Source organism: Aromatoleum buckelii (assembly GCF_012910785.2).
GTDB classification, from domain to species: domain Bacteria; phylum Pseudomonadota; class Gammaproteobacteria; order Burkholderiales; family Rhodocyclaceae; genus Aromatoleum; species Aromatoleum buckelii.
In genome coordinates this window covers 287,405-300,492 of sequence record NZ_WTVH02000009.1, presented here as the reverse complement: position 1 = coordinate 300,492, position 13,088 = coordinate 287,405, and the positions used below count along the sequence as shown (strand labels likewise).

Genomic DNA, 13,088 nt, shown 5'->3' with positions numbered 1-13,088 from the left:
CCCAATTTTCAAAGGAACAGGCATGTTTACTCATAACAAGCGACTGCAATACACGGTGCGGGTATCGGAAACCAATTCCGGGCTCGCGAACCTCATGCTCGAACAGTTCGGCGGCCCGCAAGGCGAACTTGCCGCAGCGTGTCGCTATTTCACGCAGTACCTGGCCGAAGACGACCCCGGCCGCAAGGACATGCTGATCGACATCGCGACCGAGGAGCTGAGCCACCTCGAAGTCATCGGAACGATCGTGGCGATGCTGAACAAAGGTGCGAAGGGACGCCTCTCCGAAGCAATGGAAGCCGAGGCGGAGCTGTACAAGAACATCAGCGGCGCCGGTAACGACTCGCATGTGACCCAGCTGCTTTACGGCGGCGGCCCGCCCTTGACCAATTCCGGCGGCGTGCCGTGGAGCGCCGCCTATATCGACACGATCGGGGATCCGGCCGCGGACCTGCGCTCGAACATCGCCGCCGAAGCGCGCGCAAAGATCATCTACGAAAGGCTGATCAACTGCACCGACGACCCGGGCGTAAAAGAGGCGCTGGGCTTCCTGATGACGCGGGAAATCTCGCACCAGCGCTCGTTCGAGAAAGCGCTGTACTCGATGCAGCCGAGCTTCCCGCCCGGCAAGCTACCCGGCATGAAGGAATTCGCCAGCGTTTACTACAACATGTCCGATGGCGAAGCCGGCGAGCGAGGCCCGTGGAACAGCGAGCCCGGCTTCGACTACCGCGAAGCACAACCGGCGGTGGACGGCGGCTCCGGGATGGCCGAAGTCGGGTTGATGAAAACTGAAAAAGCCGCGATCGATCAGCTGGCGATCCGGACGCGTTCCGACCCGCAGAGCGACCCCTGCACCGGTGCCGAACTGGGCATGGACCCGGCGTCAGGCCCAGGCGGCGATGCGGCCAAAACTTCGTCCCCTGCTCCCAAGCCGGGCTCAACCGGGTCATCCGGGCGCGGATCGAAGTCCAAGCCGTGAACACCCCCGGTCCGCAGCCCGCAGTGCTGGACGTTGCGAAAAGCGGAGTGCCGCTCCGGATGACGCTGCGTCACGGCATCGGGCTGCTGATCGTTCTGGGCGGCGCGTACCTGCTCATCGTCGACATGCATGCCCAGCTCGCTGCCTACGACCCGCCCATTGCCGCCGCCCTAATGGGGGGACTGATGGCAGCCGGCGCGACGGCGCTCGGCACGCTGCCGGTCATGCTGTCGCAGCAGTTTTCCCAGCGCGCCAATGACGCGATGCTCGGGTTCGGTGCAGGCGTCATGCTCGCCGCGTGCGCGTTTTCGCTCGTGATCCCGGCGCTGCACGCGGCGCGCGCGCTAGGCGCCAGCGCCTGGGATGCCGGGCTGATGGTGGGCTCGGCCGTCCTGCTGGGCGGCCTGGTCCTGCTCGTGATCGACCGCCTGACGCCTCACGAACATTTCCTCAAAGGCGTCGAGGGGCCTCGCGTCCATGCCATCCGGCGTGCGTGGTTGTTCGTGCTGGCCATTTCACTGCACAACCTCCCGGAAGGCCTGGCAATCGGCGTCGCTTTTGCCGGGCCGGATGCGCTGGCTGCCCAAGCCCTCGCGACCGGCATTTCGATCCAGGACGTGCCCGAAGGCCTCGTCGTCGCGCTTGCGCTGCGCCGGGTAGGCTGCACGCGCGCATTCTCCGCGATGCTCGGCATCGCCTCGGGCCTCGTCGAGCCGCTTTTCGCGGTGCTCGGCGCAGCGGTCATCGGAGTGTCGGCGGACCTGCTCCCGTGGGGCCTCGCCGCCGCCGCCGGCGCGATGCTGTTCGTGATCAGCCACGAGATCATCCCGGAATCGCATCGCCAGGGCCACGAGGCTTTCGCCACTACGGGACTCATGCTGGGTTTTGTGCTGATGATGGTGCTGGATACGTCGCTGGGGTGAGGGAGAGTAAGAATCTGCGCCAGGGTCGTGGGCGACGCCGAACGCGTGCTCGAGGCGCGGACCAGCGTCAGACACGCACACGGTTTTCCGGTTCTACGGAAAGACGCAGGCCAACTGTCTTGAGGACAGCCACCAGCGTCTTGAGCGTTGGGTTGCCCTTGGGTGAGAGCGCGCGATACAGCGATTCGCGACTAATGCCGGCTTCCGCTGCCACCGCGCCCAGACCGCCATAGGATTCAGCGACGGTCCGCAGCGCAAGCAGTCCCGCGGAGCGGTCGTCGGGATCGTCGAGCGATTCCATCGCCGCTTTCAGATATTCCACTGCCAGTTCCCGGTCAGCGCGCAGTTCTGCGACTTCCGCCTCGTGGTGCGACACCGTGCCTTTGAGTTTGCTCATGCTTGCCTCCGTTTCCATTCCGACCACAGCTCCTTTGCGCGCTTGATGTCTGCCGCCTGGCTACTCTTGTCGCCGCCACACAGCAGAAGCACGACTGCTTTGCCGTGCCGGCCGCAGTACACTCGATACCCGGCGCCGACATGCACGCGCAACTCGATCACACCTTCCCCGACCGGTTCGCAGTCGCCAAAGTTGCCCGCCTGCACCTGGCGCAAACGAACGCGAATACGGGCTTGGGCTACCTTGTCGCGCAAGGCACTGAGCCACTCGGAGAACGGCTCGCGGCTGTCTGCGCGCTGATACCGGAGAATTTCGATCATAAATATTATTGTAGCTTAAAAGCTACTTTCCGAGTACGCCTATAGACTGGTGTCACGGCTCACCTGCCAACGCGGCAGCACCACTCGGTGACCATGGTGCCCGTCCTCGGCCCTGAGGACGTCGATATGGGCTCGCCAGCCGTGATTGGTCGCCCCTTCAAATCGAATACTCGCTGGGCTCGCCGTGGCAGGACACAAACGGTCTCGTCACGGCACGGGTCGCCGTCACGTGAAACAGTGATATCCGCAAGCTCGTAGATTTTGCCATTAACATATCCGGCTCCCTCCCCCGAGCCCTGCGATGGCCGCCCCCGCCGACGACTACGACAATCCGTGGAAAAGCGCCCTCGAACACGCCTTTCCAGAATTCATCGCGTTCTACTTCCCCGACGCCTACCGCCGCATCGACTGGTCGCGCGGCCACCACTTTCTCGACCAGGAACTACGCCAGGTCGTACGCGACGCCGAACTCGGCCGCCGCCATGTCGACAAGCTGGTGCGCGTGCACAGCCAGGACGGCCGCGAGGATTGGGTCTATATCCACATCGAGATCCAGGGCCGCCGCGACAGCGGTTTCGAAAAGCGCATGTTCGTCTACAATTACCGCATCTTCGACCGCTACGACCGCCCCGTCGCGAGCCTCGCGGTCCTTGCCGACGACGATCCGCACTGGCGCCCGGCGCACTACGGCTTCGAGCTCTTCGGCTGCCGCCACGCGCTCGACTTCCCCGTCGCCAAGCTCACCGATTTCGATTCTCGCGCCGACGCGCTGCTCGCCGACCCCAACCCTTTCGCCCTCGTCACCGCCGCCCACCTCTACACCGCCCGCACGCGCCACGACCCGCAAAACCGCTTCGAGGCCAAGCGCCGCCTCGTCCGGCTGCTCTACGAGCGCGACTGGAACAAGCGGCGCATCCTCGAACTCTTCGCCGTGCTCGACTGGATGATGCGCCTGCCCAAAGAGCTCGAAACCAAACTGTGGCACGATATCGAAACCATTGAAGGAGAACGCAAAGTGAAATACGTCACCAGCGTCGAACGCCTCGCCCTCGAACGCGGCAAGCGGGAAGGGCTGGAGGAAGGTCGTGAGGAAGGTCGTGAGAAAGGCCGCGCCGAGGGCGGAAGCGCGCTGCTCGGCCGCCTGCTCGCACGCCGCTTCGGGCCGCTGCCGAAACCTGTCACCGAGCGCCTTGCCCGTGCGACGACCGATCAGCTCGAAGTGTGGGCCGAGCGCGTGCTCGATGCGCGCACGCTCGACGATGTCTTCGTCGAGAACTGATCCGCCTCAGGACGCAACATGGGGATACGTCACCAGCGTTGACCGCCGCGGGCGTCTGGAAGGCTTGGCGGAAGGGCTGATCAAGGGCGAGCGCGCGTTGCTGCGCCGACTTCCCGTTCCCCGTTTTGGGCTGCTGCCGAAACCCATCTGAGCTGCCGTCAGCAGCGCTTGCCAGAAGCAGTCAGGCGAGACTGCTTGAATGTAAGGCTTTTTTGCCTTACATTAAGTGCGCACAAACAAGAGGATTCGCCATGACGACATTGACCGTAACCGCGAAAGGGCAAGTCACCTTGCGGAAAGACCTGTTGAAACATCTTGGGGTCGAGCCGGGCCAGAAGATCGAGGTCAGCGAACTGCCAGGCGGTCGGATCGAGGTCAAAGCAGCCCGGCCAGGGGGAACCATCGACAGCTTTATCGGGCTGCTCGCGGGCAAGACCAGGAAAGTGGCCACCATCGAAGAAATGAACGAGGCGGCGGCGAGCGGTTGGGCTGGACGGGAATGAAGATCACCGTCGACACGAACGTGCTGATACGCAGCGTTGTTCGAGATGACGAGAAGCAGGCGCGGGCAGCGGAAAAGGTCCTGAAAGAGGCGGATGTCATCGCGGTGGCGCTACCTGTGCTGTGCGAGTTCGTATGGGTGCTTCGCAAGGTCTATGACCTTGCGTCGGCCGACATAGCCACTGCCGTGCGGGTGCTGCTCGACATCAGGAATCTCGTGGTCAATCGCCCCGCCGCCGAGGCGGGACTATCAACCCTCGAGGCCGGCGGCGACTTCGCCGACGGTGTAATTGCCCATGAAGGGAACTGGCTGGGCGGGGAAATATTTGTTTCCTTCGACAAGAAGGCGGTTGCCTTGCTTACAGCGCAGGGTCAGTCGACCACTCTGTTGAATGCATGACCGCCCTATCTGGCGCCGGCCGTGTTTGCTGAACAATTCAGCAGACAGGCCGCCCCCGCTGGAATCGGGAGCGTCCACGGTAGACAGGACACCTCACTTCACCCCCATCCACGCTCCCCGGACGCCCCCGACCGGGAAGGCGCAACCGCCTCCAAATCTCCTAAAGTTTCACAGCGGCCCTCCGTTAATGGCTTCAACGGCACACGAACCGCCCCGACATTGATGCAATCAGGGCACGACGCCGGGATAACCGAAGTCCATTCTTAGGAGTCTCATCATGGCCCAGATGATCAACACCAACATCGCGTCGCTGAATTCGCAGAACAACCTTACCAAGTCGCAGGCATCACTCACCACGTCACTGCAGCGCCTGTCTTCCGGCTTGCGCATCAACAGCGCGAAGGACGACGCGGCAGGCCTGGCGATTTCCGAGCGGATGAGCTCGCAGATCAGCGGCCTGAACCAGGCGACGCGCAACTCCAACGACGGGATTTCGATGTCGCAGACGGTCGAAGGCGCGTTGAGCTCGATCTCCGACAGCCTGCAGCGCATTCGCGAACTGGCGGTCCAGTCCGCCAACGGCAGCAACACCGACGCCGACCGCGCCTCGATGCAGGAAGAAACCGAGCAACTGCTCGCCGAAATCGACCGCGTCGCGACCCAGACCAAGTTCAACGGCCGTGCTTTGCTCGATGGTTCGCTGGACAACCAGCAGTTTCAGGTCGGCGCCAACGCCGGCGAGACCATTTCCTTCTCGGTCGCCAGCGCCCGCACCAGCAAGCTCGGCAGCAGCGACGCCGCCGCGATCACCACCGCACAGAATGCCGGCACCACCGCGCTCAAGGAAGGCGCTTTCTCCCTCAACGGCGTCATGATCGGCCCATCGCTCGCTTCGGCCGACACGGCATCCACGGCTGAGGCCGAACGCAGCTCGATCGCCAAGGCGGCCGCGGTCAATGCCAAGTCAGCCGAAACGGGGGTCACCGCCACCGTCAATGCGACGGAAGTCGGCGGCTCTGCAATGACGGCATCGGCAGAAAGTGGCGCCGTGACGATTAACGGCGTCGCCATCTCAATCTCCACGACAGGCGATGCCGCCACCAGCCGGGCCTCGGTGGTTGCCGCGATCAATGCGTCATCGCAACAAACCGGTGTCACCGCGGTGGATAGCGGGTCGGCTAACGGTGGCGTCAAGCTGATTGCGGCAGATGGCCGCAACATTGATATTGATTTTGACGCAACCCTGGATACCGCGACGACCGGCCTCGCCGGCGAAGCCACTTATTCCGGCTCGATCACCCTCAACTCCGACAAGGCGATCGCGATCACCTCGAACATGACCGGCGCGGCCGGCACGGGCGGCATCAAGGACGCAGGTCTGCAAGTCGGCACTTACAGCGCACAGACCGCTTATGCCTCCACAACCTCGGCAGCCCCCGCTGTAGCCGCCTCATTAACAACTTTCGCCGCTGGCGATTTCACGATTAACGGCGCGCTGATTGGTTCGTCAGTCGCCGCATCCGATACTGCATCTTCTGCCAACAAAGCTAGCAGCGGCATTGCCAAAGCAGCCGCCATCAATGCGCTTTCCAGTCAAACGGGCGTGACAGCCACCGTCAATGCGACAGTGGTGGAAGGTGCCTCTATGACTGCTGCTGCTTTTAGCGGCACATTGACTATTAATGGGGTCACCACAGACACTATCGCGACCACTACGGATGCCGCAGCAAGCCGGAAAGCTGTTGTCGATGCAATCAATGCGAAAAGTGGACAAACGGGTGTGATCGCCACCGATACCAACGACGACACCAAAGGCGTCACCCTAGCAGCAGCAGATGGGCGAAACATCATCATGTCACAGACTGGAACTCTGACTACTGGCAGCACGGGTCTCCACGCTGACGTTTTACTAGCTACAGGTTCGGAGAAGATCGCTACCAGTACTCTTACCCTGTCGTCGACCAAGGCCTTCACCATCGAAGGAGGGACGAACTCGGCGGGTACAACTGCGCTCAACCTGAAGGTCGGCACCTACGGCGCCGGCCGCAGCGGCGATTCGCTCGACAATCTGGACATCTCGACCGTCGAAGGCGCGAACAAGGCGCTGACTTCGATCGACAACGCGCTGAAATCGGTGAACTCGGCGCGGTCGAGCATGGGTGCGGTGCAAAACCGCTTCTCCGCCGTCGTCTCCAATCTGCAGACGACGTCGGAAAACATGACCGCATCGCGCAGCCGGATCCGCGACGCGGACTTTGCGACGGAAACCGCCAACCTGACCCGTGGGCAGATCCTGCAACAGGCCGGCACCGCGATGCTGGCGCAGGCCAACGGACTGCCGAACGGCGTGCTGTCGCTGCTGCGTGGTTAATTCCGCTGGTGAAATAATCTGAAGTTCCGGCGCGGTGCGACCCTGCACCGCGCGCGCCTTTTCACAGACGGAGTCGATCATGGCAGTAGAGCAGATTGGCGCCGCGGCGAATGCAGCCGCCGCGGCGCCCGTGGCACCGGTCAATGCGCGCCCGGTCGCGCCCGTCGCGGAATCCCAGGCCCCGCTCCTCACCGGCATCAAAGCGGTCCAGCCGAGCGATGCCCTCCCCGCCCTCGACGAAGTGCGCGAGGCGGTCAGGAAAATCGAACACGTCGTCTCGCCGGCGGCCCAGGATCTGCGTTTTTCGATCGATGACGAGACCGGCATCACCGTGGTGAAGCTCATCGATACCGAAACCCAGACCGTGCTGCGCCAGATTCCGACCGAGGAAGTGATGGAGATATCGAAAGCGCTGGACAAGCTGCAGGGTCTGCTGGTCAGGAACAAGGTCTGATGTCGGCGGCCGAGCCGGCTCGCAGCAGGCTGGGCTTCACCGTCCTGCCGAACCCAACCAGGAGTTAGCGCATGTCAATCTCATCTCCCGGCGTGGGCTCGGGTCTGGATGTCAAGACGCTGGTGAGTCAGTTGATGGCGTTCGAGCGCGCGCCGATCACCCTGCTCGACAAGAAGGAAGCCAGCTACCAGGCAAAACTGTCTTCGTTCGGCAGCCTCAAAAGCTCGCTCGCGTCGCTGCAGACCGCCGCCAAGGCGCTCAGCACGCCGGACAAGTTTTCGCCGATGAAGGCCAGTGTTGCCGACGCGACGACGCTGTCGGCCAGCGCCGGGTCGACGGCGGTTGCCGGAAGTTACGAGGTCGAAGTCAAAAGCCTTGCCCAGTCGCAGAAGCTGATGATGTCCGCGTCGGCGGGAAGCGGCACCGAAGGCTACGCCGGCACGAACACGGTCGTGGGCACCGGCACGATCACGATCAACTTCGGCACCTACACCCCGCCCGAGGCTCCGGCGACGACGCCCGGTTTCACGGCCAACCCGGACAAGCCCGACGCCAAAACCATCGTCATTGGTTCCGGCAACAACACGCTGGCGGGCATACGCGATGCGATCAACGCCGCGAATGCCGGCGTTTCGGCGTCAATCATCAACGATGGCTCGACCAACGGTTTTCGCCTGTCGCTGACTTCCACCGACTCCGGCGCGCGCAACGCGATGCAGATCAGCGTCGCGGACGCGACCGGCGACCTCGCGCAACTGAACTACGACCCCTCATCGGCGGCCCCCGGCGCGACGAAGCTCAACGAGAACGTCACGGCCAAGGATGCCGTCATCAAGGTGGATAACGTCACGATCACCAAACAAAGCAACACGATCACCGACGCGATCCAGGGCGTGACGCTGAACCTGTCGAAGACGATGCCGGCCGACACGACGACGAAAATCACCCTGACGCGCGACACCAGCAACGTGAAAGCCGCCGTCGAGGGTTTCGTCAAAGCCTACAACGACACCAACAAGGCCATCCGGGACGCCACCGCCTACGACGCGAGCACGGGAAAAGCCGCGGTGCTGGCCGGCGACAGTACCGTGCGCTCGATCCAAAGCCAGTTGCGCGGCCTGTTTTCCACCCCGCTCTCGGGCGCGCCGGCAGGCATGACGATGCTGTCGGATGTGGGCATCAGTTTCCAGAAGGATGGCTCGCTCGCGATCGACGAAACCAAGTTCGGCAAGGCGCTGGCCGACCCGGCGAAGGATCTGGGCAAGCTCTTTACGAGCACGGGCAGCATCAAGGGGTATGCGTGGCAGGTGGACGTGCTGGCCGGCAAGATACTCAGCCCGGTTGGCCAGCTTGCCGACCGCACCAACAGCTTCAACCAGACCATCAAGGACATCGGCACCCGCCGCGATGCCATGAATACGCGCCTGGTCAGCGTCGAACAGCGCTATCGCGATCAGTTCGCGGCGCTGGATACCCTGGTCGCGAGCATGACGACCACCAGCAATTTCCTTGCGCAACAACTCGCCAACCTGCCAAAGAACACATAGGGGAGAACATGATGTTTGCATCACCCAGAAGCGGCGCCAACACCTATGCAAGAGTCGGGGTCGAAACCGGCGTACTGACGGCCGATCCGCACAAGCTGATCATGATGCTGTTCGACGGCGCGATCCTGTCGATCGCCGCTGCCGCCGCGGCGATGGACGGCAAGGACATCCCTGCCAAAGGGCAGGCCGTGTCGAAAGCGATCGACATCATCCTCAACGGCCTGAAAGCGAGCCTCGACGCGAAAGCCGGCGGCGAACTCGCCGACCGCCTCGCGGCGCTGTACGACTACATGGGCGAGCGCCTGCTCCACGCGAACCTGAACAACAGCCGCGCCGCGCTCGACGAAGTCAGCGGCCTGTTGCACACCTTGCGCGAAGCGTGGGAAGGCATCGCTCCGGGGGCGGAAGCGGGCGCGCGGGCGCCGGAAACGGTCGCGGCCTGAGCGGTATCGTGAGCACGCTTGCGCTGTTCGAATCGATGAGCATTCTGTCGGCCGGCATGGTCGAGGCCGCGCAGGCCAACGACTGGGACCAACTCGTTGCGCTGGAGCACGAGATGGCGGACATCCGGGCCGAACTGATGCGCATCGAACCGGACGGTCGCCAGGCTGCCGACCAGAGCGAAGCGGACGCGGCGCGCAAGGCGGCGCTGATCACCGCGATGCTGCGCAACGACGAGGAGATCCGCCACCACGTCGAGCCGTGGCTCGCCAGCACACGCAAGCTGCTCGGCGGTGCGCAGCGCGACCGCGCGGTGCGCAGCGCCTACGGCGCCTTCGGCCCGTAAGGCCGCGGCGCTTTCCGCGGACGGTTTCACGCCCCAGGAGCGACCCCGATGATTCCGTCCGATCTCGCCGTCCGGCTGCGCATGCTCACCGAAGCGAGTTTTTTCGACAGCGAGCCGCCGGTCAGCGGGCCGGCGCGAGTGCGCGAAATCCAGGCGCGGCTACCGGAGATCGTGCCGGGCCAGCGATTCACCGCGACGCTGGAACGCGCGCTGCCGGACGGGACATTCCAGGCGATCGTCGCCGGCAAGCACTACACGCTGGCGCTGAACCATGCGGCGAAATCCGGCGACACGCTTGAACTGGTTGCGACGCAGAACACGTCGAAAACGGTGTTTGCGCAGCTGGCGCACGCGGCGCCCGCCCAGTCTGGCGCCGACGCCGCCGCCCGCCCGACGCTCAGCGCGACCGGGCGGCTGATCGGCTTCCTGCTGACCGGTCAGCCTGAATCCACGCCAGCCGCGCTCGCTGGCGGCAAGCCGCTGCTCGACGCGCCGCCGACGAACGGCGCCGCGACGCTCGCCCCGGCGTTGCGGCAGGCCTTGGCGCAAAGCGGCCTGTTCTACGAATCGCACCAGCTGCAGTGGCTCGGCGGCAAGATCGACACCGCGGCGCTGCGGCAGGAGCCACAGGGCCGACATGTGCCGGAGATTGCCGCCGCTGCCGCCACCGGGAGTGCAGAACCGCCGGACCTCCCGGAAGCCGCCGCCGTGTTACCGAACCCGGCCCGCCCTGCCGCGATACCCGAGCGGCTGATGCCGGTCGTGCACCAGCAGCTCGACGCGATGGCGACGCAGAACTACGTCTGGCATGGCCAGGTGTGGCCGGGCCAGAACGTCGAATGGGAAATCGAGGACCCGCGCGGCGACGGCGAGGGCGAGGGCGACGGGGTCGCGGAAAACTGGAACACCACGCTGCGCCTGACGCTGCCGCGGCTCGGCGGCATGGAGGCGCGGCTCACCGTGTCGCCGGCCGGGGTCGCGTTGCGCTTGCTTGCCGACGATCCCGGCACGGTGGCGGCGCTCGACGCTGCGCGCGCCCGGCTCGACAATGCGCTGACCGCGGCGAACCTGCCGCTCACCGGCTTTGTCGCGGAGCGTCGCGATGGCGAAGGATGACGTGCCGGACGCGCCGCCGCAGCTGCCAACGCACCTGTCACACCAGGAAGCGGTCGCGCTGACCTATGGCGCCCATGACGCCGCGCCGCGCGTCGTCGCCAAGGGGCGCGGCCTGATCGCGCGCGAGATCATCGAACATGCGCGCGAAGCGGGCGTGTTCGTGCATGAATCGCCCGAGCTCGTCGGCCTGCTGATGCAGGTCGACCTCGACGCGCGCATCCCGCCCGAACTCTACGTCGCGATCGCCGAGCTGCTGGCGTGGCTGTACGGTATCGAGCAGCGCGCGACCACCGCGGCACGTCCGGGGGAAACCGGCCGGCTCCCGTCCGTGCTATAAGAGCCGCTTTCGATTCGACACATTCTGCATGAGCGACCCGAACGAAAGCGCGACCCGCCCCCGCCCGTTGAACCCCGAGGCCTTCTCGCGCTTCGCGGTGCGCGATCCGCGCGAAATTGTCCAGCTGCTCCATGCGCTGACCGAAAAGCGCGCGCTGATCACCGGCCATCTCGACGAGCGCACGTCGTTCATCACAGTCATGCTCGCCCTGGACGGGAACGGCACGGCGGTCGTCCTCGATGCAGCGCCCGAGGCCGGCATCAACCAGCGCGTCGCGGCCGCCCCGGAGCTGATCTGCATGACCCGGCTCGACAACGTCCGCGTGCAGTTTTCGCTCTCCGCGGTCGAAGCGGTCCGCCACGACGGCCAGGCTGCGCTGCGTGCGAACCTGCCGACGACCGTCCTTCGCCTGCAGCGCCGCGAGTTTTTTCGGCTCGCCGCGCCGCGATCGGCGCCACCGGTCTGCACGATCACGCAAAACCAGCCGGACGGACGCAAGAAGGTGGTTTCGGTGCGGGTACTCGACATCAGCGGCGGCGGGCTCGCGATCCTCGTGCCCCCGCAAGAGCTGCACTTCGAACCCGGAATGGACTTCAACCACTGCGCCTTGGTCCTGCCGGAAGGCGAATCCCTGCCGGTCCGGCTGACGGTGCGCAACCTGTTCGACATCAAGCAGCCGAACGGCGCCCGGGCGCGCCGCGCCGGCTGCCAGTTCGTCGGCCTGTCGAACAGCGTCATGGCGCGCCTGCAGCGCTACCTCTTCAAGCTGGAACGCGAGCGGCACGCGCAGGATGGAGGGTGCTGACCCGGTGGGCGGCAAGCTGAACTACGCGGCGTCGAACTGGACATAGAACTGGGCCACTGAATACTGATACTCTATGCAGAAATCTGCACTAGAGATTTAGCCATGAGAACTACACTCGACATTGACGACAACCTCCTCAAGCAGGCCAAGCAACTGGCGGCGCGCGAGCACACCAGTCTGACCCGATTGATCGAGGAAGGCTTGGCCGCCCGCTTACGCGTTGCAGACCGCCCGCCCACCGGGCCGAGCCGCGTCCGCTTGCCGGTGTTTGCCGGCCAAGGCGGACTCCAGCCGAACATCAAGGACGCCCGCAGTCACCAGGCCATCCTCGATGCCCTCGACGACGAGGATGGGCTGCAGTGACACCCGACGTAAACATCCTCGTCGCCGCATCACGACAAGACCATCCCCATCACGCGCCGGCCCTCGCCTGGCTGGAGCAGGCCATCGCCGACAGCGAAACCGGCACCGCGCTCGCCCTCCTCCCGATGGTGGCAGCCGGCTTTTTGCGCTTGGTGACCCACCCACGGGTGTTCGTGATGCCGACTCCGCTGCAGGATGCCCAAGCCTTTCTCGATGCCGTGCTTGCTGCTCCCGGTGTCAGCATGGTGTCGCTGGGAGGCGAATGGAGGCACTTCACTGCCTTGTGCACACGGCATGCCCTGACGGGTAACGCGATACCCGACGCCTGGATTGCCGCAGCCGCGCATTACCACCACCTGCATGTGGCGACATTCGACAAAGGCTTTCGCAAGCTTCTCAAGCCGAGCCTGGTCACTGTGCTCAAAGGCGCTTAGGGATGTTTTTGAACAGCCGTGAAAAGACTTGAACCGGCATGTTCATGATGTTCTGTTCGGCCTGAATCGGCT

The 13,088-nt window shown here is 64.4% G+C and carries 17 protein-coding genes; 15 read left to right on the top strand and 2 right to left on the bottom strand.

The window, feature by feature from the left end; translation table 11 throughout:
• Positions 1-22 precede the first annotated feature (22 nt).
• Positions 23-982 carry a manganese catalase family protein gene (locus GO608_RS07535; protein WP_169199858.1) on the top strand — a complete coding sequence of 320 codons (960 nt, stop codon included), beginning with the start codon at positions 23-25 and terminating at the stop codon, positions 980-982.
• The gene (locus tag GO608_RS07530) at positions 979-1,905 is read left to right on the top strand and encodes a ZIP family metal transporter (protein WP_247002939.1); all 927 of its coding nucleotides are present in this window, start codon (positions 979-981) and stop codon (positions 1,903-1,905) included. The genes GO608_RS07535 and GO608_RS07530 overlap by 4 nt, the downstream gene beginning before the upstream one ends.
• A gap of 67 nt (positions 1,906-1,972) precedes the next feature.
• On the opposite strand, the gene GO608_RS07525 is transcribed toward GO608_RS07530, so the two are convergent.
• Both GO608_RS07525 and GO608_RS07520 read right to left on the bottom strand, forming a co-directional pair.
• Complete coding sequence (locus GO608_RS07525) at positions 1,973-2,302, bottom strand: addiction module antidote protein (RefSeq protein ID WP_169199859.1); 330 nt, start codon at positions 2,300-2,302, stop codon at positions 1,973-1,975.
• Positions 2,299-2,622, bottom strand: coding sequence for a type II toxin-antitoxin system RelE/ParE family toxin (locus tag GO608_RS07520; RefSeq protein WP_211159526.1), 324 nt, complete (start codon positions 2,620-2,622; stop codon positions 2,299-2,301). Before GO608_RS07520 ends, GO608_RS07525 begins: the two co-directional genes overlap by 4 nt.
• A gap of 301 nt (positions 2,623-2,923) precedes the next feature.
• Between GO608_RS07520 and GO608_RS07515 the strand changes: the two genes are divergently transcribed.
• The 13 genes from GO608_RS07515 (at position 2,924) to GO608_RS07455 (ending at position 13,016) form a co-directional block, all read left to right on the top strand.
• Positions 2,924-3,901: a DUF4351 domain-containing protein gene (locus GO608_RS07515; protein WP_169200403.1), complete on the top strand. Its 978-nt coding sequence runs from the start codon at positions 2,924-2,926 to the stop codon at positions 3,899-3,901.
• Positions 3,902-4,152: 251 nt separating this feature from the next.
• On the top strand, positions 4,153-4,404 hold the full coding sequence (locus GO608_RS07510) for an AbrB/MazE/SpoVT family DNA-binding domain-containing protein (protein ID WP_169200402.1): 252 nt from the start codon (positions 4,153-4,155) through the stop codon (positions 4,402-4,404).
• Complete coding sequence (locus tag GO608_RS07505) at positions 4,401-4,802, top strand: type II toxin-antitoxin system VapC family toxin (RefSeq protein ID WP_169200401.1); 402 nt, start codon at positions 4,401-4,403, stop codon at positions 4,800-4,802. Before GO608_RS07510 ends, GO608_RS07505 begins: the two co-directional genes overlap by 4 nt.
• Positions 4,803-5,079: 277 nt before the next feature.
• On the top strand, positions 5,080-7,173 hold the full coding sequence (locus tag GO608_RS07500) for a flagellin N-terminal helical domain-containing protein (RefSeq protein WP_169200400.1): 2,094 nt from the start codon (positions 5,080-5,082) through the stop codon (positions 7,171-7,173).
• 79 nt (positions 7,174-7,252) lie between these two features.
• Complete coding sequence (locus tag GO608_RS07495; RefSeq protein WP_169200399.1) at positions 7,253-7,627, top strand: flagellar protein FlaG; 375 nt, start codon at positions 7,253-7,255, stop codon at positions 7,625-7,627.
• Positions 7,628-7,698: 71 nt separating this feature from the next.
• The gene (gene fliD, locus GO608_RS07490; protein ID WP_169200398.1) at positions 7,699-9,174 is read left to right on the top strand and encodes a flagellar filament capping protein FliD; all 1,476 of its coding nucleotides are present in this window, start codon (positions 7,699-7,701) and stop codon (positions 9,172-9,174) included.
• Between the two features lie 11 nt (positions 9,175-9,185).
• Positions 9,186-9,617 carry a flagellar export chaperone FliS gene (fliS, locus tag GO608_RS07485; protein WP_169200406.1) on the top strand — a complete coding sequence of 144 codons (432 nt, stop codon included), beginning with the start codon at positions 9,186-9,188 and terminating at the stop codon, positions 9,615-9,617.
• An 8-nt stretch (positions 9,618-9,625) separates the two neighbouring features.
• Complete coding sequence (locus tag GO608_RS07480; RefSeq protein WP_247002937.1) at positions 9,626-9,961, top strand: flagellar protein FliT; 336 nt, start codon at positions 9,626-9,628, stop codon at positions 9,959-9,961.
• A gap of 48 nt (positions 9,962-10,009) precedes the next feature.
• Entirely contained in the window at positions 10,010-11,077 is a 1,068-nt protein-coding gene (fliK, locus tag GO608_RS07475; protein WP_169200397.1) for a flagellar hook-length control protein FliK, read from the top strand.
• The gene (locus GO608_RS07470) at positions 11,064-11,414 is read left to right on the top strand and encodes an EscU/YscU/HrcU family type III secretion system export apparatus switch protein (RefSeq protein WP_169200396.1); all 351 of its coding nucleotides are present in this window, start codon (positions 11,064-11,066) and stop codon (positions 11,412-11,414) included. Before fliK ends, GO608_RS07470 begins: the two co-directional genes overlap by 14 nt.
• Positions 11,415-11,442: 28 nt before the next feature.
• Positions 11,443-12,219 (top strand): flagellar brake protein, encoded by a 777-nt coding sequence (locus GO608_RS07465; protein ID WP_169200395.1) that lies wholly within the window; start codon positions 11,443-11,445, stop codon positions 12,217-12,219.
• 102 nt (positions 12,220-12,321) lie between these two features.
• A complete protein-coding gene (locus GO608_RS07460; protein WP_169200394.1) occupies positions 12,322-12,582 on the top strand; it encodes a DUF6364 family protein in 261 nt (86 codons plus the stop codon).
• Positions 12,579-13,016 (top strand): TA system VapC family ribonuclease toxin, encoded by a 438-nt coding sequence (locus GO608_RS07455; RefSeq protein ID WP_169200393.1) that lies wholly within the window; start codon positions 12,579-12,581, stop codon positions 13,014-13,016. Before GO608_RS07460 ends, GO608_RS07455 begins: the two co-directional genes overlap by 4 nt.
• Positions 13,017-13,088: the final 72 nt, after the last annotated feature.